The sequence below is a fragment of the Lactobacillus johnsonii genome (assembly GCF_013487865.1).
GTDB lineage: Bacteria > Bacillota > Bacilli > Lactobacillales > Lactobacillaceae > Lactobacillus > Lactobacillus johnsonii_A.
The window spans coordinates 1563689-1585778 of the sequence record NZ_CP047409.1; the positions used below are offsets into that span (position 1 = coordinate 1563689).

General features: G+C 33.5%; 20 protein-coding genes. 6 read left to right on the forward strand and 14 right to left on the reverse strand.

Annotation, left to right across the window (positions count from 1 at the left end; genetic code table 11):
• Positions 1–48 precede the first annotated feature (48 nt).
• The 6 genes from nhaC (at position 49) to GTO82_RS07585 (ending at position 6317) form a co-directional block, all read left to right on the forward strand.
• Positions 49–1425 carry a Na+/H+ antiporter NhaC gene (gene nhaC, locus GTO82_RS07560; protein WP_180873092.1) on the forward strand — a complete coding sequence of 459 codons (1377 nt, stop codon included), beginning with the start codon at positions 49–51 and terminating at the stop codon, positions 1423–1425.
• A 126-nt stretch (positions 1426–1551) separates the two neighbouring features.
• Complete coding sequence (locus GTO82_RS07565) at positions 1552–2397, forward strand: SAM hydrolase/SAM-dependent halogenase family protein (protein ID WP_180873093.1); 846 nt, start codon at positions 1552–1554, stop codon at positions 2395–2397.
• Between the two features lie 20 nt (positions 2398–2417).
• Positions 2418–2975 carry an ECF-type riboflavin transporter substrate-binding protein gene (locus GTO82_RS07570; RefSeq protein ID WP_180873094.1) on the forward strand — a complete coding sequence of 186 codons (558 nt, stop codon included), beginning with the start codon at positions 2418–2420 and terminating at the stop codon, positions 2973–2975.
• A 21-nt stretch (positions 2976–2996) separates the two neighbouring features.
• The gene (locus GTO82_RS07575) at positions 2997–4718 is read left to right on the forward strand and encodes an ABC transporter ATP-binding protein (RefSeq protein ID WP_180873095.1); all 1722 of its coding nucleotides are present in this window, start codon (positions 2997–2999) and stop codon (positions 4716–4718) included.
• Entirely contained in the window at positions 4711–5541 is an 831-nt protein-coding gene (locus tag GTO82_RS07580) for an energy-coupling factor transporter transmembrane component T family protein (protein ID WP_180873096.1), read from the forward strand. Before GTO82_RS07575 ends, GTO82_RS07580 begins: the two co-directional genes overlap by 8 nt.
• A gap of 62 nt (positions 5542–5603) precedes the next feature.
• Positions 5604–6317 (forward strand): Bax inhibitor-1/YccA family protein, encoded by a 714-nt coding sequence (locus GTO82_RS07585; RefSeq protein WP_180873097.1) that lies wholly within the window; start codon positions 5604–5606, stop codon positions 6315–6317.
• A 75-nt stretch (positions 6318–6392) separates the two neighbouring features.
• On the opposite strand, the gene GTO82_RS07590 is transcribed toward GTO82_RS07585, so the two are convergent.
• The 14 genes from GTO82_RS07590 to GTO82_RS07650 form a co-directional block, all read right to left on the reverse strand.
• Positions 6393–8420 (reverse strand): SP_1767 family glycosyltransferase, encoded by a 2028-nt coding sequence (locus GTO82_RS07590; RefSeq protein ID WP_180873098.1) that lies wholly within the window; start codon positions 8418–8420, stop codon positions 6393–6395.
• Positions 8420–10438: an SP_1767 family glycosyltransferase gene (locus tag GTO82_RS07595; RefSeq protein WP_180873099.1), complete on the reverse strand. Its 2019-nt coding sequence runs from the start codon at positions 10436–10438 to the stop codon at positions 8420–8422. The genes GTO82_RS07590 and GTO82_RS07595 overlap by 1 nt, the downstream gene beginning before the upstream one ends.
• Before the next feature lie 390 nt (positions 10439–10828).
• Positions 10829–11128, reverse strand: coding sequence for an LPXTG cell wall anchor domain-containing protein (locus GTO82_RS07600; RefSeq protein WP_180873100.1), 300 nt, complete (start codon positions 11126–11128; stop codon positions 10829–10831).
• Between the two features lie 68 nt (positions 11129–11196).
• Entirely contained in the window at positions 11197–12498 is a 1302-nt protein-coding gene (locus GTO82_RS07605) for a hypothetical protein (RefSeq protein WP_180873101.1), read from the reverse strand.
• Entirely contained in the window at positions 12429–13727 is a 1299-nt protein-coding gene (locus tag GTO82_RS07610; protein WP_180873102.1) for a hypothetical protein, read from the reverse strand. Before GTO82_RS07610 ends, GTO82_RS07605 begins: the two co-directional genes overlap by 70 nt.
• A gap of 512 nt (positions 13728–14239) precedes the next feature.
• Positions 14240–14701: a hypothetical protein gene (locus GTO82_RS09785; RefSeq protein ID WP_260983144.1), complete on the reverse strand. Its 462-nt coding sequence runs from the start codon at positions 14699–14701 to the stop codon at positions 14240–14242.
• 170 nt (positions 14702–14871) lie between these two features.
• A complete protein-coding gene (locus tag GTO82_RS09670; RefSeq protein WP_222125471.1) occupies positions 14872–15189 on the reverse strand; it encodes a hypothetical protein in 318 nt (105 codons plus the stop codon).
• 544 nt (positions 15190–15733) lie between these two features.
• Positions 15734–16549 carry a Cof-type HAD-IIB family hydrolase gene (locus tag GTO82_RS07620; protein ID WP_180873103.1) on the reverse strand — a complete coding sequence of 272 codons (816 nt, stop codon included), beginning with the start codon at positions 16547–16549 and terminating at the stop codon, positions 15734–15736.
• 8 nt (positions 16550–16557) lie between these two features.
• Complete coding sequence (locus GTO82_RS07625) at positions 16558–16767, reverse strand: hypothetical protein (RefSeq protein WP_004893496.1); 210 nt, start codon at positions 16765–16767, stop codon at positions 16558–16560.
• A 51-nt stretch (positions 16768–16818) separates the two neighbouring features.
• The gene (locus tag GTO82_RS07630) at positions 16819–17727 is read right to left on the reverse strand and encodes a diacylglycerol kinase (protein WP_014567762.1); all 909 of its coding nucleotides are present in this window, start codon (positions 17725–17727) and stop codon (positions 16819–16821) included.
• Between the two features lie 23 nt (positions 17728–17750).
• The gene (gene gatB / locus GTO82_RS07635; RefSeq protein WP_180873104.1) at positions 17751–19181 is read right to left on the reverse strand and encodes an Asp-tRNA(Asn)/Glu-tRNA(Gln) amidotransferase subunit GatB; all 1431 of its coding nucleotides are present in this window, start codon (positions 19179–19181) and stop codon (positions 17751–17753) included.
• A gap of 3 nt (positions 19182–19184) precedes the next feature.
• Positions 19185–20624 (reverse strand): Asp-tRNA(Asn)/Glu-tRNA(Gln) amidotransferase subunit GatA, encoded by a 1440-nt coding sequence (gatA, locus tag GTO82_RS07640; protein ID WP_180873105.1) that lies wholly within the window; start codon positions 20622–20624, stop codon positions 19185–19187.
• Complete coding sequence (gene gatC, locus GTO82_RS07645) at positions 20624–20926, reverse strand: Asp-tRNA(Asn)/Glu-tRNA(Gln) amidotransferase subunit GatC (RefSeq protein WP_004897863.1); 303 nt, start codon at positions 20924–20926, stop codon at positions 20624–20626. Before gatC ends, gatA begins: the two co-directional genes overlap by 1 nt.
• A 10-nt stretch (positions 20927–20936) precedes the next feature.
• Positions 20937–22076 carry a CamS family sex pheromone protein gene (locus GTO82_RS07650; RefSeq protein ID WP_004897864.1) on the reverse strand — a complete coding sequence of 380 codons (1140 nt, stop codon included), beginning with the start codon at positions 22074–22076 and terminating at the stop codon, positions 20937–20939.
• Positions 22077–22090 lie beyond the last annotated feature (14 nt).

Here is a 22090-nt window from a genome sequence, read left to right on the forward strand (position 1 = left end):
GCGTCCTGTTGATTAATTTCAACAGGACTTTTTTATTGGAGGATTTTTATGAAAAAGAAAGTTTCTTTTCCAGAAGCGATTATTATCTTACTCTTGCTTCTACTTATTTTAGGTATTTCAGTTATTAAGTTTGAACTGATGCCGGAAGTTCCCGTTCTATTTACAGTATGTTTATTATTATTTTGGCTTAGAATTTGCGGAAATGACTGGTCTTCAATTCAAGACGGAATCAAAGAAGGAATTGGCGTAGCTATTATTCCAATTTTTATTTTTATCTTAATTGGGGCTTTAATCGGACTATGGATTAAAGGAAGTATTATCCCATCAATCATGGTACTGGGCTTTCACCTAATTAGCGGTCAATTTTTTGTTCCATCTGTCTTTATTGTCTGCTCAATTGTTGGTCTTGCTATCGGAAGTGGCTTTACAACAATTTCAACTGTCGGTATTGCTCTCTTTGGAATTGGGGCTAGTATGAATGCTAATCCAGCTCTTGTTGCTGGTGCAATCATTTCTGGAGCAGTTTTTGGGGATAAAATGTCTCCTTTATCTGATTCAACTAATCTTTCTTCTGCAGTTGCAGAAAGTGAATTATTTGCCCACATAAAGAACATGATGTGGTCTACCATTCCTGCCTTTGTTGTTTCTTTAATCCTTTTTTGGATTCTAGGAAACAGTGGTTCAATTGATGCTTCAAAAATTAATCATACCGTTTCTATCTTAGAGCATAACTTTACTATTACTTGGTGGGCAATTGTACCAATCTTATTGATGTTAATCTGTGCATGGCGAAAGATTCCTGCAATTCCTACCTTATTTTTAAACATTACTGTTACAGTCATTATGATTTTTATTCAAAATCCGCACCAATCTATTACTGACTTAACTAACTTAATTATGAATGGCTTTGTAGCAAAAACTAGTGATTCATCTGTTAATGCCCTTTTAACCAGAGGTGGTATCTCCAGCATGATGGATACAGTTGGTTTAATTATTGCCACCTTATCTCTTGGTGGACTCCTCATGAAATTCAATATTGTTCAAACTGCTATGGAACCGCTAGTTGAACATCTCAAAAAACCAGGTCGTTTAGTAATCACTACTATTCTTTCAGGCATTTGTATCAACTTATTTGTTGGTGAACAATACCTATCAGTAATTCTACCAGGGCGTGCCTTTAAACAAGCTTACGATCGAATTGGACTTCACCCGCTTGCTTTAAGCCGGGTTCTTGAAGACGGAGGAAGTGTAATTAACTACTTAATTCCATGGGGAGTAGCAGGCTCTTTTGCTGCTTCTACTCTCGGGGTTCCAGTTTTAGCTTTTATTCCATTTACTTTCTTTAGTTTACTTTCTCCACTTTTCTCAATTCTTTCAGGAGTTACAGGAATTGGTTTAAAATGGCAAAAAAATCCTAAAAAATAATTCTTCTCATTAAATCCGTACTATATGCGCTTACATAACAAAATAGTACGGATTTTTTTATTGACGGATTTTTTATTACATTGTAAATTATTAGTAATTAAAAAAATATTAAAGAGGAGGAATTTGATGAAAACAAATCAGTTTCTAGTACTACAAACTGATTTTGGCTTAAAAGATGGGGCTATTAGTGCCATGCACGGAGTAGCACATATGATTGCATCACATGTTATTGTGTCCGACTTAACTCATGAGATTCCGCCTTATGATATTTGGGCTGCGTCTTATCGTCTATATCAAACTATTAAGTATTGGCCAAAAGACACAACCTTTGTTTCAGTTGTTGATCCAGGAGTAGGATCTAACCGAAAAAGTATTGCTGCTAAGACTAAAAGCGGCCACTTCATCATTACGCCAGATAATGGTTCCTTAGCTCATGTTGCAACTTATATGGGGCTAGAAGAAGTACGAGAGATTGACGAACAAAAGAATCGTCTTCCATATTCTTCAGAAAGTAACACTTTTCATGGTCGTGATATCTATACTTACAATGGGGCATTACTGGCTGAGGGAGAAAAATCTTTTGAAGATTTAGGCGAAACATTAGATCCAACTTCGGTTGTTAAACTACCACTTACTGAGGCTAGTCTAGAAAAGGATCATCTACGCGGATCAATTGATGTTTTAGATATTCGCTTTGGTTCTTTATGGACTAATATTCCTTATGACCCAATTAAAAAGACGAATATTCAACGCGGTGATAAACTTACTGTTACTATTACTTATCAAGACCAAGTTTATTATCATGATACAATACCTTTTGTCCGATCTTTTGCCGATGCATCAATCAATGATCCTTTAATCTATATTAATTCACTAGTTAATGTCGGCGTTGCCTTAAACCAAGCTTCATTTGCGGATACGTATAATATTGATACAGGAAATGATTGGAAAATTGATTTAATAAAAGAATAATTTATTTACGGGGGAAAATTATGAATAATCAAAAAGGCTTATCAGTAAAAAGTGTTGTTGCAATTGGTATTGGAGCTGCCATTTATGTTATTTTAGCTCGTTTCACATCAATTCCAACTGGTATTCCAAACACTAACATTGAAATCGTGTATCCATTTTTAGCATTGCTTGCAACCATTTATGGACCAGTTGTTGGTTTTTCAGTGGGATTCATTGGTCATGCCCTAAGTGATTTCTTAATGTATGGCCAAACTTGGTGGAGCTGGGTCCTTGCAACTGCTGTTCTAGGCTTAATTATCGGACTTTACGGCATGCGTCTTGATCTAGAGAACGGTGTTTTCACTACTAAACAAATGATTGGTTTTAATCTTGTCCAAATTATTGCTAATGTTGTTTCTTGGTTAATCATCGCTCCAGTTGGAGATATTTTGATTTACAGTGAACCTCAAAACAAAGTTTTCTTGCAAGGAGCAACTGCAACCATCACTAACTCAATCTCTATCCTTATTTTAGGAACTATCTTGCTCAAAGCTTATGCAGCGACTAAAGTTAAAAAAGGTAGTTTACGTAGAGATTAATTATGAAAGGTTACTCAATTAATGACAGAGCCTATTATTGAATTTAAAGATTTTTCATTTAAATATAATAGCCAAGCAGAACCTACTCTTAAAAATATTAATTTGAAGATTAATAAAGGAGAAAAAATTCTTTTGGCTGGACCTTCAGGCAGCGGCAAATCCACAATTGGTCGCTGCCTTAATGGTCTTATTCCAAATATCGATCAAGGTGAAGTTGAAGGAAAATGTTTAGTGAATGGAAAAGATATTACTAGCACAAGTCTTTTTGATTTTTCATTCACTACTTCAACTATCTTACAAGATGCTGATAGTCAATTCATTGGCTTAACAGTTGGTGAAGATATCGCTTTTGCTTTAGAAAATGACTGTCAACCTAAGAATAAAATGCATCAAACTGTAAACCAGTGGGCGGATGAATTAAAAATCAAAGAATTACTTACTCAATCTCCACAAAGTCTTTCTGGAGGCCAAAAGCAAATTGTTGCCTTAGCTGGAGTTTTAGTTGACGAGTCACCTATTTTATTATTCGATGAGCCACTTGCTAATCTAGATCCCGCTTCTGGACTTAAAACGATGGAAATTATCGATAAAATCCAAAAGGAACTTAACTCAACAGTTATAATTATTGAACATCGAGTAGAAGAAGTTCTCAGTCAACCAATTGACAGAATAGTATTAGTAAATGATGGTACCATTGTTGCCGACCAGCCTACTAATCAGTTGCTCCACTCAAATACCTTAGAAAAAATTGGTGTTAGAGAGCCACTATACCTAAAGGCCCTTACAGCTGCTAATATAAATCTAAGTTCTATTAAAGAATTAGCCAAAATATCAACCCTACCTGTTTCTGAACAAATTAGCGATAAATTAGCCACTTGGACTAAACAAACTAAAATCACCAAAAAAGAATCAGATAATTTACCATTATTAAAATTAGATCACGTTGGCCATCAATACAGTAAAAATCAGCCCTATCCCTTAAAGGACGTTTCTACTACTATTAATCAAGGCGATTTTATTTCAATAGTTGGACAAAATGGTGCAGGTAAAACTACCCTTTGCCGAACTATTTGTGGTTTTATCTCTAACGAAGGAAAAATCACTCTTAAGGGCCAAAATTTAAGTGACTTATCGATTAAAGAGAGGGCCAAAAAGATTGGTTATGTAATGCAAGATCCTAACCAAATGATTTCTCAAAAAATGATCTTTGATGAAATTGCTCTAGGTTTACGTTTACGCAATGTTGATGAAGAAACAATTAAGCAAAAAGTTGACCAAACGTTGAAAATTTTTGGACTTTATCCCTTTAGACATTGGCCAATTTCCGCATTAAGTTTTGGGCAGAAAAAGCGTGTTACAATTGCTGCAATTTTGGTCTTAGAACCAGAGATTATTATTTTAGACGAGCCAACTGCCGGTCAAGACTGGAAGACCTATACGGAAATTATGGGCTTTTTAAAGCATCTAAACACTATGGGTAAAACAATCATTATTATCACCCATGATATGCACTTAATGCTTGAGTATACTAGTCGATCTTTGGCATTTGCTAAGGGAAAATTAATTGCAGATACTACCCCAATTGAATTATTAACCAATCAAGATTTAATTAAAGAAGCCTCATTAAAACGAACTAGTTTTTATGACTTAGCAAAACATTATAACTTACCTGATCCAAATAAATTTGTGCAGGCTTATATTAATTTTGAACAACAAAACTGGAAGGATGAAGATTATGAATGATAGTAAAATTTTGGGCTACCAGCCAGGTAATAGTTTTATTCATGCTCTCAATGCTACTACAAAGATGATCTTTTTAATTCTGGTTTCCATTGCTTGTATGGTTACCTATGATACTCGCTTCTTGATTGCTATCTGTATCCTATCCTTAATTTTGTTAAAAGTTGCTGGTATCAAGTGGAAGCAAGTTTCTTTTATTGTTAAATTCATTATTGTTTTTGCCATTATTAATATCATCGCTGTTTTTATTTTTCAACCAACTTATGGTGAGACGCTCTACCATTCAAAAACGGTTCTAATCAATGCAGGATACTTCACTTTAACTGCACAGGAACTATTTTATTTATTTAACGTAATTTTGAAGTATATCTGTTCTATCCCCTTAGTTCTACTCTTTTTATTAACTACTAATCCTAGTAAATTTGCAGCTAGTCTAAATAAAATTGGAGTTAGTTATAAAGTCGCCTATGCTGTTTCCTTGGCATTGCGCTATATACCTAATATTCAAGAAAGTTACTGGTCAATTTCCGCAGCTCAACAAGCAAGAGGAAATGAACTTTCTAAAAAAGCTTCTCTTGGAAAAAGAATTCATGGAACTTTAAATATTGTTACCCCACTTATTTTTTCAAGTCTTGATCGTATTGATACAATTAGTACCGCAATGCAGCTTAGACGATTCGGTTCTAAAAAGAAACGTACCTGGTATGTGGCAGAAAATTTTAACTTAGCTGATTATCTAGTTACTACTCTAGCCTTCATTCTTGTGCTAGTTGTCATTTTGCTCTTTAAAGTTAACTCAGGACGTTTCTATAATCCTTTTGTATAAAAGTTTCTTTTAGTGCAAAGATAAGTTAAAATATACTAATAAAAAGAAAGAGGGAGAGCTTTATGAATAACTTTTCACAAGAACCAGAACGCCGTACAATTGTCGACGTAACTGGCTTAAATAGATTCTTAAGCAGAATGTACGGCATGATGACCATTGCTGTTTTAGTATCTGCCTTAAGTGCTTACTTAACAATGACTGTCTTTAGAACACAAGTTATGACTTTATTTGCCAGCAATCCAGCTATGACTTGGATTTTATTGTTAGTTCCACTTGCTTTAACTTTTGGAATTAGTTTTAGAGCAACAAGAAATCCGGTGGCAAGCTTTGTAATGCTAATAATCATGGCAATTGTTTATGGAGTTGAGCTTTCATTAATTGCTGGTGCTTACACTGGGCGCAGCATTGCTTCTGCATTCGTAGCTTCTTCTACTGTATTCATTACAATGTCTGTAATTGGTACCACAACTAAAAAGAACTTAAATAATTTGGGATCATATGCTTCTGCAGCTTTAATCGGATTAATTGTTGCAATGCTAATCAACATGTTCTTAAGAAATCCAATGGTTTCTTACATTTTCTCATTTATTGCAGTTATCATCTTTACTATTTTAACTGCTTGGGATGCACAAAGAATGAAGCAAATCTACGAAAACTACAGTGGTCAAGTTTCTGTTGACGGCTTGGCAGTTGCGGGTGCTTTAGCACTTTACTTAGATTTCGTTAACTTATTCTTACAATTCTTACAAATCTTTGGATTTAGCGATAGAAATTAATATTCTACTTAAAAAGCTACTAAATCTTGGTGTTGAAACCTTGATTTAGTAGCTTTTTTTGGTTTGCATTATTTATCACTCAATTTTGCCAATAATTTCATTCTCATAAGTTTGATCATGAACTGCTTCAATATTTTCATCAAAATTAAATTCGGCCGTATGCTTATTTTCAAGTTTAACTTTATGAGTAGCACCCATCTTGAACCATTCATATTCTGAATCAATATGTCCCAAATCTATTAACTGATTATTTAAATCTTGGAGATCATCTACAATTACCTTAGCTGTTGGCCCAAGCATTAACAAAATTAATCTCTCTTCTGCATTTTCTCGAATCATTTGTTCTATTTTTCTAATCTTTTGGTATGCATTCTTTGATGGAGCAATAATTCTTTTAATTGATTTAGTATTAGCAAATAGATCGTTTCCTAATCCTGAACGTGTAAAATTTCCTTCAACGATTAAGATATCTTTATCTTTCCAAATTTGTTTGAGTTTATCAAACCAGTGTGCACTTTTAGATTTATCAATTCGATCAATGTATGGTCTTGAAATAAAAGTATTACTATAAATATTTTCTGTTTTTTCTATTTCTTTTAGAAGATGCTGATTGTTAAAAAAGAAATTAGTTTCGTAAAAATCTTTTGTGTATTGACCATAATCCTCTAAACTTTCAAATACATCTGGAAGGGTTACATCGCATTTATTATTACCGCCCGCAAAAAGTATCTGTTTTAATTTTCTCGACAGATCCTTATTATATGCTTGATAAGTAATACCCTTTCCATTAATCAAACTCAATTCTCCATCCCCAAAACGAATAATGGACTTTTTCTCATTAATAAGTCGATCTAGCGATTCATCCATTCCTCTGACATGTATATTAAAAAGCTGAGGAACGAATTGTTGAGTGATACTCTTTCCTACTTTCTGAATTCTATTAGCCATCTCATTAATTTGATCGTCTTCAAATACTTGATAGTGCTCATAATCTAATTTTTTAGATTGTGATGAACTAAAAGATAAAATAGGAACTTGGCGATGTACAATCCGATCGAGCACCATTTTATTTTTATCACCATAATTAATATCAAGGTAAACGGTGCACATATTAATAAGCTCAATTTGTTTTTTAGCCGTAACACTTGGATATATAGTGACGTTATCATATTGAGATAAATGACTTAATAAAAAAGCAACTGGAGTAAATGCTGCAATACTAAAGTGAATATTAGGTAATTTTTTTACTAGCTCTTCTAAATTTTGAATTTCAGCAACATTCGTAAATGTATAGGCCTCTCCGTCAAAGGTCTTATCATAATAATTGTCATTTAATTCAAAGTTTCTGAAAACAATTTTTGACCACTCTAAATTGTGATATTCCCACCATTTCTCTCTTAGTTCAGTTGTATCAGTAATGTTAAATGGCTTATCTCGCTCAGTAAAATGAATAATAGCAGGTTCTTTTATATGATCAAAGAATGCATAGAAACTGTCTTTATCATTCCAATAACTTTTTCTCTCATAGCCAATTTGATAATTATATTTTGGATTTAGCTTTCCATAATTCTGCGCAAATCCTTCATTCATCATAACCTGAGTATTATTTAGATTATATCTCTTTCCTAAATCCAATAATTGATTTCCAATATTGTTGTTATGCCAAAATCTATTATTGATTAATAAGACCCCTGAATTAAATTGATCAGGATTAAAGTAGTCCACTACAGTATACAAAGGCCTATTTTCAATATTAGTTTCAAAAAGCTGATCTAAATTTTGGTCCACAATTACATCACTATCTAAATAAAGAACTTTATCTTCTTTAATTAATTCTGGAATCAAAAATTTGCCATATACCATCTTAGAAATTCGATTTTCAGGATTTGGCATATCTTTAAAACGACTAAGATCAATTTTTAAATCGATAACTTCTGAGTTTAGCCTTTTTAAATATTGATTAATATTCATAAACCACTCATGCGGAATATCGGGATTAATAATATAGGTTTTGATATCTTGATTATGCGCATAGATTGACTTTAAAGTTGTCTCTACTTTATCAATCCAGCCATAGTCTACACTTAAAGCAATTGTCTTCATTATTCAATCTTCCCAATAATTTCATTTTCATAAGCTTTATCATGAACAGCATTAATATTTTCATCAAAATTAAACTCTGCAGTATGCTTATTTTTAAGCTTAACTTTATGAGTAGCTCCCATCTTGAACCATTCATATTCTGAATCAATATGTCCCAAATCAATGATTTGATTCTCTAAATCTTGCAAATCATCTACAATTACTTTAGCTGTTGGCCCGAGCATCAACAAAATCAATCTATCTTCTGCATTTTCTCGAATCATTTGTTCTATTTCGCTAATCTTTTGGTAAGCATTCTTTGATGGAGCAATAATTCTTTTAATTGATTTAGTATTAGCGAATAAATCATTTCCCACTCCCGAACGCGTTAGTGCTCCCTCTACTATTAGCAGATTACGACCACTCCAAAGTTGTTTTAATTTATCAAAGTATGCTGCACTTTTACTTTTATCAAACAAATCAATGTATGGTCTTGAAATAAAAGTTGAACCATACCAATTACCAGTCTGTCCAATTTCTTTTAAGAAACTTTCATTATTTGGAAAGAAGGATGTTTTGTAGAATGATTGAGTAAAATCTTGATAACGCTCTGGTTTGGTAAAGATATCCGGTAAACAAACCAAGGTATTATTAACTTGACCCCGCAAAATAATATCTTTTAGTCGCTTGGCAAGTTCTGAATCATATGTTTGATAGGGAATTGAGGCTCCTCTAATTAAATCAAATTCGCCATCCCCAAAGCGAATCACAGATTTATTATCTTGCAAAATCAAGTTTAAGGATTCATCCATATCTTTTACTCTAATATTATATTTTGGAGCATTAGTTTTGACCGTCTCTTTAATCGCTTCTGCCATTTCATCAATTTGATTATCCGAAAAGACTTGATAATTATCATAATCCAAATTTTGAGACTTAGTCTGATCAAAAGAAAAGATAGGTACCCTTCTCTTCATAATTCTTTCAATTATTTCATCAGCTTTAGGACCATAATTGATATCTAAATAAATATCTGCTTCATTTATTTCTCTATCCAAAATTTTTCCTATAATAGTTGGGAAAAGTCTCACATTATCATATTGTGTTAATTTCAATAAAAGAAAAGCCATAGGCGTATACGCAGCAATATCGAATCTTATATTTGGCAATTTTTGAATCAATTGCTCAATATTTTCGGTTTCAGCCAAACGAGTAAACAAAAACGCCTCTCCATCAAAAGACAAATCTTTAATCTTGCTCTTATCAAAATTACTATACTTAGAAATAATTTCTGACCACTCTAATCTTCTATAATGCCACCATTTCTCTCGCAGGCTACCAACAGAAACCATATTAAATGGCTTGTCTTCAGTAATAAAGTGGATTATTTTGGGTTTTTTAACTTTATCAAGAAATTGTGTAGTTTTTTGCAAATTTAACCAAAAAGCTGCTCTTTCGAAACCAATTTGGTAATTATAAGATGGATCTAATTCTTGAATTTTATTTTTAAATACTTCATTGATAACAGTTTGATCACCATTTCGAAGATGAGTATCTTTTGCTTTCTCTAAAAGGCTAGAAACTATGTTACTTTCTCTCCACTTTTTATTATTAATCAATAACATTCCTGAATTAAATTCTGAAGGAACTTGGTAGTCACGCACACCCCAAACCCATTTATTTTCTAAATCAATATTAAATAATTCATCTAAATTGGCATTCACAATTATATCACAATCTAAATATAGTACTTTATCTTCTTTAATTAATTCAGGAATTAGTATTCTCGCAAAGGCAATATTTTTAATTCCTTTAAAAGAAGAATTAACGTCATTTAAATATGCCTGATCAATTTTTTTATCTACAATTCGTGACCCTATTTGACTGAGATATTGATTCAAATTAATGAACCATTCGTGTGGAATATCAGGATTGATAACATAGATTTTTACTTTTTGATTATGATAAATAATTGATTTAATTGTTGTTTCAATTTTATCTAAAAATCCATAATCTCCATTTAATACAATTATTTTCAAACTTATCACTCATTTCCGCCATATTTAAACATCTAACTTTTACAAATTGTATAATATTATCTACTAAAAATACATTATATAACATTTATATTCTATTTTCCCCTAATCAGCTAATTCATTCAAAATAAGTTTCAACATGTAAAAGAAAATAGATCAATAGCTAATCTATACCTACGTGACTTCTCATTAAAGTTATAGTTTTTCATTTCTTTATCAATTAAGAGAGAGGATTAGCATGGTTATCCTATTTTTACATTTATCTCCGGAACTATGACTTGGTACAATTCACCATTTGATTTAGTTAAATTTCTATGCGTAAACTCAGAAGTCTCTTCTCTCACACATCGCATTACCACTATCGTTAACGATATCTGCATTTCAACAGACTTATTAATCTTTATTTTTACGTTTTTTACGTCTGAAGCCGAGTAAGCCACCTAGAGCAGCAATCATTAATCCTAACAAGTTGGAACTTGATTCTGCTCCTGTTTGAGGCAATTTACCTCTACGGTAATGTCTCTTAACTGTCTTATCTACAGATTCAGCATTTTCATTTTGAGGCTTAAGTGTATTAGTAGAAATTGTATATTTAGTACCACTATTGTTTGGCGTTACTTTAGAACCATTATTGTTAGTACTAGTTGTTGAAGTTATCGTACTTGTTGAGCTAGATGACTTAGATATAGCCATACTTTCACTTTGTGAAAGCTTTTGGCTAATTTCTACACTTTCACTAATGCTTTCTTGGACTACCGTACTTATACTCTGGATATCTGTCTAATGTAAATAACAGTAAATTCGTTTGGTCCATCAATTAAATTTCCATAAGAATAAGCACTCAAATTTGTTGGCGATACTCCTTCAGGAGGAGTAATTATCTTTCCTGTTTGATTGTCAACTACCTTTTCAAGAGTATATCCTTGTTTTTCTAGGTTCTCTAAAGTCGTAGTAGCATTAGAAAAGACAATTTTTCCTTCAGCAGGTCCTTGGAAATTATTAGTGGCTTGCGTAAGTGTAATTGGATTTGAAGGATTAGTATCATTAATAAATTCAAGTATAGCAGTCCTTGTATTAGTAGCATCACTTGAATTGGTAACATCTCCGTTAACACCATAGCTAATACCAGCCTTCCAAGTATTCCAATCTATAGTATGTGGTAAAGGAACTGTATCTCCTGTAACATTATTTGTAATAGTCATAAGCGGGTGCGCCGTATTTTGTAATGCCTCTTGTAAGGCTGCATTACTTGTAGCTGCACCCATATTAGGAGTATTTTCATAGTTATTCTTATCTACTGTAGCTGATTTATCCAGATCTTCCTGATAGGACTTGATATCATCTGGCATTGTAAAACCATTTGCACTTACTGTTAAAGGAACAATCACTCCTTTTAATTTAATTGAAGAGTCCGCAATTTGAACATGATAAACCATTTTAATTTCACCATTATCTGTGATGGTTTCTTCATGTGTTACTGTAACCGGTGAAGTCATTTGACTAACTTTATTTATCCCACTCTTCAAGTAAACATTCGTAGAAGAACTTCCAGCAACTTCATTGCTTAATTCATTATTTACATACCATGCATAGATGCTTTTAATTCGGTCTTCCATCTGACTATCCGTAAGCCAGCTATAAGTAAATTCTTTACTATTTCCTACAGCAATTGCGATATCAAAATTAGAACCCGTATTAGCTTCAGAAATAGTTGCTCCACTAATAGCAATATTAAATCCTATAACATTGACCCAATTAGTATTTATGTAGACACTATTATTTGGTCCCCATACTCTATTGTTATTATAAAAAATACCCGCCGTAGTAGTATTGGTATAATCAAGATACTGCTTATCATAGACATATTGTCCTTGAATCTGAAGACCACTAGCATAATGTTGGCCATTTATTGTTACATCATTGGTAGGAGTATAAGCAAATAGAGTTCCATTTCTAGATTCATCATCGGTATATTGATAAACATAAACTTTTCCTAAATTAGAAGTATTGGTATTACTTTGATTAGTACTAATGGATGGTTGTTGAGACTGTGGATTCCCCATCTTAATATTGGATTAAGAGTTAATTTATTATTATCACTAGTATAGTCTGTCGCTTCTGAATTAAAAACTATTCTATAATATGTATCCATATTATATGCAGTGGCTATTTGAAGTTTATTAGGGGTCATTAAGGACAGATTAGCCGCTAATTTACTATCATAATCTTCAATATTCCCATTACTATCCGGTAGTCCTAAATGGACGTCAATATATTGACCATCTTGCATAGTTTGTTTTGGAGTAATTGAAAAGGCAAGCTGTTCATAGCCAGCATCGCTACTGGTTTCTCCAGCAACTGGTGTCACTTTAATATTACTGATGGTATAGGCAGTAGTCGGTAATTGCTCTTTCCCTACCTGTATTGTATAAGTAACACTTCCACTACTATTAGCAGCTTGGTTACTTGGATCAGTCCAATTAACAGTTTGTGGGCTTTTTACAACAGTGACCGCTCCATCACTTGTATTAAAAGTATACGTTCCATAAGTTGTATTAGAATAGTTAGAAACTTCTGCCACCAAAGGCGCAGTTGCATTTGAATAGGTATGACTACCACCGGTTTGACCATTAAAGTTTGGACTCAGTTTAACTGATCCCATTACTGAATTTGTTGTAAAGTTAGGCGTCGTCCCAGTTAATGATACTTCAAAGAGTTGCTCTCCATTTGGTCCATAATTGCCTAACTCTTTAACTGATGCCGTACCAGAATAGCCACTAGTGTTAAAGCTGAAGTCACCTGTAGTAGCTGTAAATCCATCGGGTATCATTACAATAAATTTAGGATTTTGAACTGTAGATTCCCCAGTTGTTGATAAACGAAAACTATAAGTTGGAACTGAATCTCCACTATACGTTTTTCCATTTGCATCAAGAATTGCAGTACCAGTAAACGTAGGAATCAAATTTGTATTAATCGCATAGTTAATATCTGAACTGAAGCCACTTTTTACCACAGCTATATTCTGTCCATTAGCTACAAAAGTATAAGTACCAGCAGTTGGTGTCGCATCACTTGCAAGTTCTGAAACTATTGGAACCCCATTGTTTCCATAGTTATAGGTTCCTGTCTGAGTTGGATCTAGTGTTAACTTAAATTGTCCACCAAAGTTCCGTGCCGCATTCCAGCCAGGATTAAAGTCTAACTGGATTTTAAACAACTGCTCTCCATTTGGTCCGACTTTTCCTAAATCTTCAATTGAATAGTTACTTGTCGAATATTGATTAGACACATTAAATTGACCGCCAAAATAATTACCAACATTTTTGTCTATCAAACTAAAATCAGATTTACTTGATGTAAAACCTTTTGGAATCATCACAATAAATGTGGATTATTAACGGTAGAATCACCAAGTGTAGAAAGGCGAACAGAAAGGACGGGTATTTGTGATTGTGGAGTATTGTTAGTGTAGCTAATACTATTTCCAGAAACAAAAGCACCAGATGAATTTAAATTATCAAAAGAAGCAGTTCCTGTAAATTAAGGTAATTCTACAGTGTTGTTAAGAATATAATTAATTGAACCTTGCTGATTATTAATCCCAGTAGAGTTTTTAACAACCTCAATTGCTTGCCCATTTACGTTAAAGGTATATGAACCACCTCCATAAGCACTTGTCCCATTTGTTACCGCATAATTAGATACTTCAGAAACAAAAGGAGCGCCATATACATTATACGAAACTACACCTTTTGCATTTGCATCTAAGGTTAATTTGACTTGACCACCAAAGTTATTTCCTCACGTTAGTGTTGCACCAGTTAAGGTGATCATAAATAGTTGTTCACCATTTGGACCATAGTTTCCTAATTCCTTTATTATTGATTTTCCATTAGACAGTCCTGCAAATCCTCTACCACTAAAGATATCAGTACCTTGAGTATTAGTTAAAGTAGAAAGATCAGCAGTAGTAGCAGTAAATCCTTTTGGAATCATGATAATAAATTGAGGATTTGTAGCGTTTGAATCTCCATATGTTGATAAACGAAATGTATAGGTAGGTACAGCCCCATCTTTAAAGTCTGTTCCATTAACATTACTGCCGTCAGCATTTTTAATCATTACTGTACCAGAAAAAGTAGGTTTAATAACTGCATCATTTGTTGTCGCTAAAGTTACAAAATTAACACCTAAGGAAACTGGTAATTGTGAATTCGTAGTCGAATTATTTCGTTGAATTGTATTATTTGTAGCAAGAGGCAAATTGTTAAGAGAAGAAATATTTTTATTTAACTCTAAACTAGCTTGTAGTGTAGTTGGAACATTGTTCGAAGTTGAGTGATATGCAGAAGTAATTGCAGACTGACTTACATGTGATGTATTAGCTGATCTATTAATATCTGTAGAATTTGCTTCAACGTTTTTATTACTTTTTAATACTGTTGAGTATTAGACATTTTTTCTGTTGATTTATTTTTGGCCAAACTTAGAAAATTAAGTATACTTTCAGATTGACTCAGTGAATGTGAGAGACTCTGAGATTGAGATACGATACCGGAAATACTTTCAGACTGACTTATAGAATCAGAAACACTTTCTGAAATTTTGAGGCTCTTAGAAGTAGATAGACTTTGTACTTCCGAATTACTAATGCTATTTTCTTTTTCAGTAGATTTACTATTTACTTTATTTGAAACCCCAGTTTGGGTACTTTCTGATACTGATCCCACAATTTGAGATTTAGCATCCACGGAAGTTTGTGCTGCATATACACGATCATTGGGTAAAATCGCAATACCAGTTGTTCCGGTACCTAAAATTACTGCTAATGCAGCAAGTTCTTTAATATAGGACTTTGAATTATTACTCTGAGCTTTTAATCTATTCGGGTCTACATATTTTTTCTTTTGACTATCTTTTCTTTTATTTTATTTTTTAAATTTTTCTCTTCCATGCTTTTTTCCAAATCCACATCATAAATTACAAAATATAAAAAATACTAATTGAGCATATAAATAACGCACTACTATACACATCTATAATATATCTTTTGTAATTAAATTAAAGCATACGCACTTGATATTAAGGATAATCGCTTCTAAGATCAGATAAAATAGTTATTTTTAGCTTAAGCCTATAGTCAAAAATAATGAATATTATATAAAACAAATCACAGTAAGGTTACTTAAAATCTTAGTATTAAAATATCAAAAAAAATACACGATTCTATAAAATTCTTCTCTTATAGAATCGTGTATTTTTAATTATTAATTTTTATAAGATAACCTTAATTTATTAAATTACAAACTTTTTAAGGGCTTTAGCAATCCCATTATGATTATTATCATCGGTTACAAAATCAGCTTTTTCTTTGATATCTTCAATTGCATTTCCCATAGCAATTTTCTTGAAACTTGGGTTTTCAAACATGGAAACGTCATTTCCTTGGTCACCAAAGACCATGACATCTTCTGGGCTAATCTTTAAACGTTGAGCCAAATCCATTAAAGCATTTCCTTTTGAAGCCCCAATTCCATTTAACTCAATACAGTTATCTAAACTACGAACTATATCATAGGATTCAAAGGCCCAGTATGGAATCGAATTCCATAGTTTTTCAATTTGATCACTATCTTTTGCACAAGTAAATCCTACCTTGTTAAAGGTAAAATCTTGTGGGATTTCTTTACGTTCACGAACTCTAATTTCATTATCAGTTAAAGCAGCATTAATTTGCATTTGTACTGAAAGGTCACGATCTAAAGTCCAAAAACGTTTAGTTGTTTCAAAGTGTAAATTCACGTGAGCAAGTCTCTGCAAGCGAAGCATTATTTCAAAATCGCGATAATTCATCTCTTGACTCATTAGAACTTTTCCAGATAAATCTTGTACAACTGCGCCGTTAAAGACAACTGCATATTCTTCTGGCCCCTCAAGTCCTAGTTGAGTTTCAAAAGGCATTACTCCAGAGAGAGGACGACCAGAAGCAAGCACTATCTTAATTCCCATCCCATGTGCTACCTGTAAAGTCCTCAGAGTTTCAGGTGAAATTGTATTTCCACTAGTTAATAAAGTTCCATCTAAATCTACCGCAATTAGTTTTACTGTCATAAATTACCCTATCTTCCAAAAATCATATAGAAAATTACATTTATTAATAATCCCATTAGTGCATAAAAGAACACTGCATTAGCTTTAATTTTTTCTTTTTTTATTAAATATACAAGACTCGCAATAAAGCCCACTAAGGGGAAAACAGTGTAAAAAATAATTGCCCATTCAGCAATTCCATTAACATCTGTACTTAAATTATGAATAAATTTTTTCATTTCTTCTCCAACAAAAATAGAGACTAATAAATTATTAGTCTCTATTTTATATTAACCAACATAAAATTCAATATGCTGTTTTAGATTTTCAAAATCAATTGGTAAATGACCACCAATCTCACCATCTAAATTCACAGGAATAGGATCCTTATCTTTACTATCACCTAATAATTCTACCTTTAAATTTTTAGTCTTAGTATAGATAATCTGTGGATCATTAACATGATTTCCATTCAAAGCCATGGCCATTAAACGTAAAACATCTACTGGATTTGCAGTTTTAACTACAATTAACTGAAATAGCCCATCTGATAATTGAGCATCTGGCATAATACGTTCAAAACCTCCAATTGAATTGGTCATCCCTAAAAGAAACATTGATAAGTCTCCCTCATAGACTCCTTCATCATAAGTTAAACGCATCTTATTGCTACTGATTTTTGGTAGCATTTCTGCACCTTTAAGCAAATACGCACTATAACCCAGGACAGACTTTACTTCTGAAGGTACTCCATAAGTAAGTTCAGTTAATGAACCGCTAGCAGCAATATTCATAAAGTATTGCTTACCCGCACGCCCAATATCCATCTTTTGTGTTTTACCTGTCAGGATTACTTTAGCTGCCTCAACTAAATCATCTCTCGGAATCTTTAATGCACGAGCAAAATCATTGGTAGTTCCTGCTGGAATAACAGCAAGTTTTGGCCGTTTTTCTAATGGAGCTACTCCGTTGACTACTTCATTAATAGTACCATCTCCACCAGCACCAACTAGTAAATCAAAACCTGCTAAGGCACATCTTTTTGCCTCATTTTGAGCAGACAGAGGTTCTGGCGTAGTCCTAAAAGCACTGGCTTCAAAACCAGCCTGTTCTAATACATTTAAAATATCTGCTACATTTTGAAGCATTTGCTCGTGACCCGAGACAGGATTATAAATCAATCTTGCTTTTTTCGTCATCGCCTCTCGCCTCCCTAAAATGATTAACGACTTTGAAGTTCCTTGTTAAGCAATTGGTTAACAACTTTAGGGTTAGCTTTACCACGAGTTTGTTTCATGATTTGACCAACTAAGAATCCAATTGCACGATCTTTACCATTCTTAAAGTCTTCAACAGATTGTGGGTTGTCATCAACGACCTTAGTAACCATTGGCCCAAGAACAGAAACATCAGATAATTGAATCATACCCTTATCTTCAACATATTTCTTAGGATCAGTACCGTTTTCAATTGATTCCTTAAAGACCTTCTTAGCGATCTTAGAAGAAATAGTACCATCTTTGATCATCTTGATCATTTCAGCTAAGTGTTCTGGAGTTAACTTAATATCGGCAATACCAACTTGGTTTTCATTCAAGTAACCATTAACTTGAGTGTTTAACCAGTTAGCAGCTAATGTTGGATCTGCACCAGCAGCAACTGCAGCATCGTAGAAATCACTTGATTCCTTAGTTTGTAAAATAACGTCTGCGTCGTATTCTTTAATACCATATTCTTCAACGTAACGCTTACGACGTTCAAATGGTGATTCAGGTAAACTTTCTTCAATTTCGTCAATCCAGCTTTGCTTAATATGGTAAGGAGCAATATCTGGTTCTGGGAAGTAACGGTAGTCTGCGTCACCTTCCTTAACACGTTCTAGGACAGTCTTACCAGTTGCTTCATCAAAACGACGAGTAGAAAGTTGAACTCTACCACCAGAAAGTAATACTTGTTGTTGACGTTTTTCTTCATAAGCAAGAGAACGACGTACGTGGTCAAATGAGTTCAAGTTCTTCATTTCAACCTTGGTACCAAGCTTTTCTTGACCTGCAGGACGAATAGAAATGTTGGTATCAACACGCATTGAACCTTCTTCCATCTTAACGTCAGAAGCACCAGTAAATTGAACAATTTGACGTAATTTAGTCAAATATGCATAAGCTTCTTCTGGATCTTCCATATCAGGTTCAGAAACAACTTCAAGAAGTGGAACTCCCTGACGGTTTAAGTCAACGTATGAATAACCGTTAGCACCGTGTGTATTCTTACCAGCATCTTCTTCAATATGCATTTCATGAATACCAATGCGCTTCTTCTTACCACGAACTTCAATTTCGATATAACCATCACGAGCAAGTGGTTGGAAGAATTGAGTAATCTGATAAGCTTTAGGGTTATCTGGGTAGAAATAGTTCTTACGATCAAAGTGAGTTACTGGTAAAACATGTGAATGAGTTGCTAAAGCAACCATAATCCCAAGACGGTAAACGTCTTTGTTTAAACGAGGTAAGACACCAGGCATAGCCCAGTCGATAACATTAGTTTCAGTGTTTGCTTCAGCACCATAACTAACTGGTGATGGAGAAAAAATCTTACTCTTTGTTTTTAATTCGAAGTGGACTTCTAGACCAATAGTCGATTTAAAATTCATTAATTAATCCTCCATTCCTGTAGGTGTTTTTTCGTAGAATTTATTATTACGTTCAATGAAATCAGCAACTTTAAATACATTTCCTTCATCAAAACGCTTAGCCATAATTTGAAGACCAGCAGGCATACCATCAACTAAGCCTGCTGGTACACTAGCGGCTGGAATACCAGCTAAATTAGCTGAAATAGTTAAAATATCATTATTGTACATCTTAATTGGATCAGAGATTTCTTCACCAATACCAAATGCTGGCTCAGTAGTAGTTGGTCCAACAATAACATCATTTTCTTCAAAAATCTTTTCAAAGTCGCGGCAAATCAATGTTCTAACTTGTGCAGCTTTCTTGAAGAATTCATCATATGCACCAGCTGATAAAGCAAAAGAACCAAGCATGATACGACGCTTAACTTCGTCACCAAAGCCTTCACTTCTTGATTTTACGTAAACATCTAATAAGTTCTTAGTATCCTTTGCACGATAGCCGTAACGAATACCGTCATATCTTTGAAGGTTTGAAGAAGCTTCACTAGAAGCAACAATGTAGTAAGTAGGAACAACATACTTAGTATGTGGCAATGAAACTTCATTAATAATTGCACCGGCATCCTTCAAAACATCGATCTGTTTTTGGATAACTTCGTGCATTTCACCGTCAACAGCATCCATGTATTCCTTAGGAACAGCCACACGTAAGCCTTTAACATCTTGGCCTAAGAAGCTAGTGTAATCAGGTACTTCTTTTTCAGAAACAGTTGCATCATGTTCATCAGGACCAGCAATTACGTTTAATACTTCAGCTGAATCCTTAACACGCTTACTCATTACACCAATTTGATCCAATGAAGAACCAAAAGCAATAAGTCCCCAACGTGATACTCTACCGTAGGTTGGTTTAATACCAAAAATACCATTGAAGGCAGCTGGTTGACGAATAGAACCACCAGTATCTGATCCAAGAGCTGCAACAACTTCACCACTCGCAACTGCAGCTGCAGAACCACCGGATGAACCACCAGGAACTTTATCTAAGTTCCATGGGTTATGTGTTTCACCATAGTAAGAATGTTCAGTGGATGAACCCATTGCAAATTCATCCATGTTAGTCTTACCAACAAAAGTTGCTTGAACCTTCTTTAATTTACTAATTACAGTAGCATCATAAACGGGCATATAGTTGTAAAGAATGTGGCTAGCTGCTGTAGTCTTCATACCATTAGTAATGATATTATCCTTGATAGCAATAGGAATACCAGCTAATTTATTTTTATTAAAATCTAAATTTTCTGCTGGCTTTGCTTCTTCATCAACAGTAATCCAGGCATTAATCTTTTTGTCTGTTTCTTTAATGTTTTTAACTGTTTCCTTAGCTAGGTCTTCAGCTGTTATTTCGCCATCTTGTAATTTTTTATTTAATGAGTCAATGTTTTCATTTAAGTAATTCATTATTCATTATCATCCTTATCAATAATTACTGGCACCTTAATGAAGCCATCAGCTTTTTCAGGAACATTCTTCATTAATTCTGCGCGACTTTCCCAATGTTCAGGCTTGTCTTCTCTAAAATCAGTCTCTCGATCAACAACTTGAACAGTTTCAGGAACTCCTTCAGTATCAACTTCGGCTAATTGATGTGCCATATTGATAATGTCACCCATTTGTTCAGTAAACTTATCAATTTCGTCTTCACCAAACTCAAGTCGAGATAGTGCTGCAACGTGATTGATTTCATCTTTTGTAATTTTCACCGTTTGCCTCCTATTCACCGCCAAAGACGTGGACATAATAACTATCGTCTGCGGAATTCTTAGCAATTAATGCCTGCGTATCATTAACAGAATTAATCTTAATTTCTATTGGTGCATCCTTAGGTAAGTACTTCTTAGCAGCTGACAATACAAGTCTTGAAAAACTCTCAATCTGCGCATAACCAAAGAATTGGGTAGTTACAGTAATGTTCATTTGTGTCAAAGTTTTATTTTGATAATGAACAGTCGCTGTTACCCCACTAATATTAGGGAAGTAACCTTGAATAGCTGCTTTAAAATCACTAAATGAAGCTGCATCAGTAGAATTGATTGCTTTTTCACTTCCAACAGTCGGTAGCACTTGACTACGATTATTGACTGTTTTCCAATCATTTATTTTACTACTATTTGCATTAGCAATTCCATATGCAAAGTAATTTCCACCTACAAGAGAATCTTTACTGGTTTTACTAAAAAGCCCAACCAAAATTGGGATATCTTTTAATCCCTTCTTTTTACGTAAATAAGAAACTAACTTATTAGCTGCTTCTTTACCAAAAGTCTCCTGTTCTGCACGAGAAATATCTTTATGATATTGGGGCCCATCTTTAACTTTCTGGTAGTAATCTACCGAGTTAAGAGCTAGCCCAACACTCATACCATCCATTTTGTAACTAGAATTAGATTTAGTCAAAAAATCTTGTTCTAAAATTTGATCTAAAATAATAGGATTATACGAATTCTTTTTATTACTTTTTTCCGCATTTAGACCTTCTGGATTACTCTTAGACTTTCTTCCTAGCCAGTCAGTAGCATCAGCAACAGAAATTTTTTGTCCTTCTTGAAAAACATACTTACTACTTGAAAAAGTATTGTGAGATAAATCAATTAACCCAGATTCTAAAGCACGACTATCTACATTATTATCACTAGTATTTTCAGTTGTTCCTTCAATTGGACTAGTTACATATTCCCCATCTTTTAAAAGAACATTATACCCATTTTTACTAGTACTAGTAGTTTGATAGCTTTTTTTCTTTGTTGTAGAAGTAGTAGGGTTATTGGCAAGATCAGAATTTTTTAAATTGCCACATGCACTTAAACTTAACCCAGTTGCTAGTAGTAGTGCTATTTGCAAAAATCTTTTCAATTTATTTTTCCTTC

Excerpts from the sequence above, each read along its gene's own strand:
- nhaC (WP_180873092.1), top strand. The coding sequence starts at position 49 with ATGAAAAAGAAAGTTTCTTTTCCAGAAGCGATTATTATCTTACTCTTG.
- GTO82_RS07565 (WP_180873093.1), top strand. The coding sequence starts at position 1,552 with ATGAAAACAAATCAGTTTCTAGTACTACAAACTGATTTTGGCTTAAAA.
- GTO82_RS07570 (WP_180873094.1), top strand. The coding sequence starts at position 2,418 with ATGAATAATCAAAAAGGCTTATCAGTAAAAAGTGTTGTTGCAATTGGT.
- GTO82_RS07575 (WP_180873095.1), top strand. The coding sequence starts at position 2,997 with ATGACAGAGCCTATTATTGAATTTAAAGATTTTTCATTTAAATATAAT.
- GTO82_RS07580 (WP_180873096.1), top strand. The coding sequence starts at position 4,711 with ATGAATGATAGTAAAATTTTGGGCTACCAGCCAGGTAATAGTTTTATT.
- GTO82_RS07585 (WP_180873097.1), top strand. The coding sequence starts at position 5,604 with ATGAATAACTTTTCACAAGAACCAGAACGCCGTACAATTGTCGACGTA.
- GTO82_RS07590 (WP_180873098.1), bottom strand. The coding sequence starts at position 8,420 with ATGAAGACAATTGCTTTAAGTGTAGACTATGGCTGGATTGATAAAGTA.
- GTO82_RS07600 (WP_180873100.1), bottom strand. The coding sequence starts at position 11,128 with ATGGCTATATCTAAGTCATCTAGCTCAACAAGTACGATAACTTCAACA.
- GTO82_RS07605 (WP_180873101.1), bottom strand. The coding sequence starts at position 12,498 with ATGGGGAATCCACAGTCTCAACAACCATCCATTAGTACTAATCAAAGT.
- GTO82_RS07620 (WP_180873103.1), bottom strand. The coding sequence starts at position 16,549 with ATGACAGTAAAACTAATTGCGGTAGATTTAGATGGAACTTTATTAACT.
- GTO82_RS07625 (WP_004893496.1), bottom strand. The coding sequence starts at position 16,767 with ATGAAAAAATTTATTCATAATTTAAGTACAGATGTTAATGGAATTGCT.
- GTO82_RS07630 (WP_014567762.1), bottom strand. The coding sequence starts at position 17,727 with ATGACGAAAAAAGCAAGATTGATTTATAATCCTGTCTCGGGTCACGAG.
- gatB (WP_180873104.1), bottom strand. The coding sequence starts at position 19,181 with ATGAATTTTAAATCGACTATTGGTCTAGAAGTCCACTTCGAATTAAAA.
- gatA (WP_180873105.1), bottom strand. The coding sequence starts at position 20,624 with ATGAATTACTTAAATGAAAACATTGACTCATTAAATAAAAAATTACAA.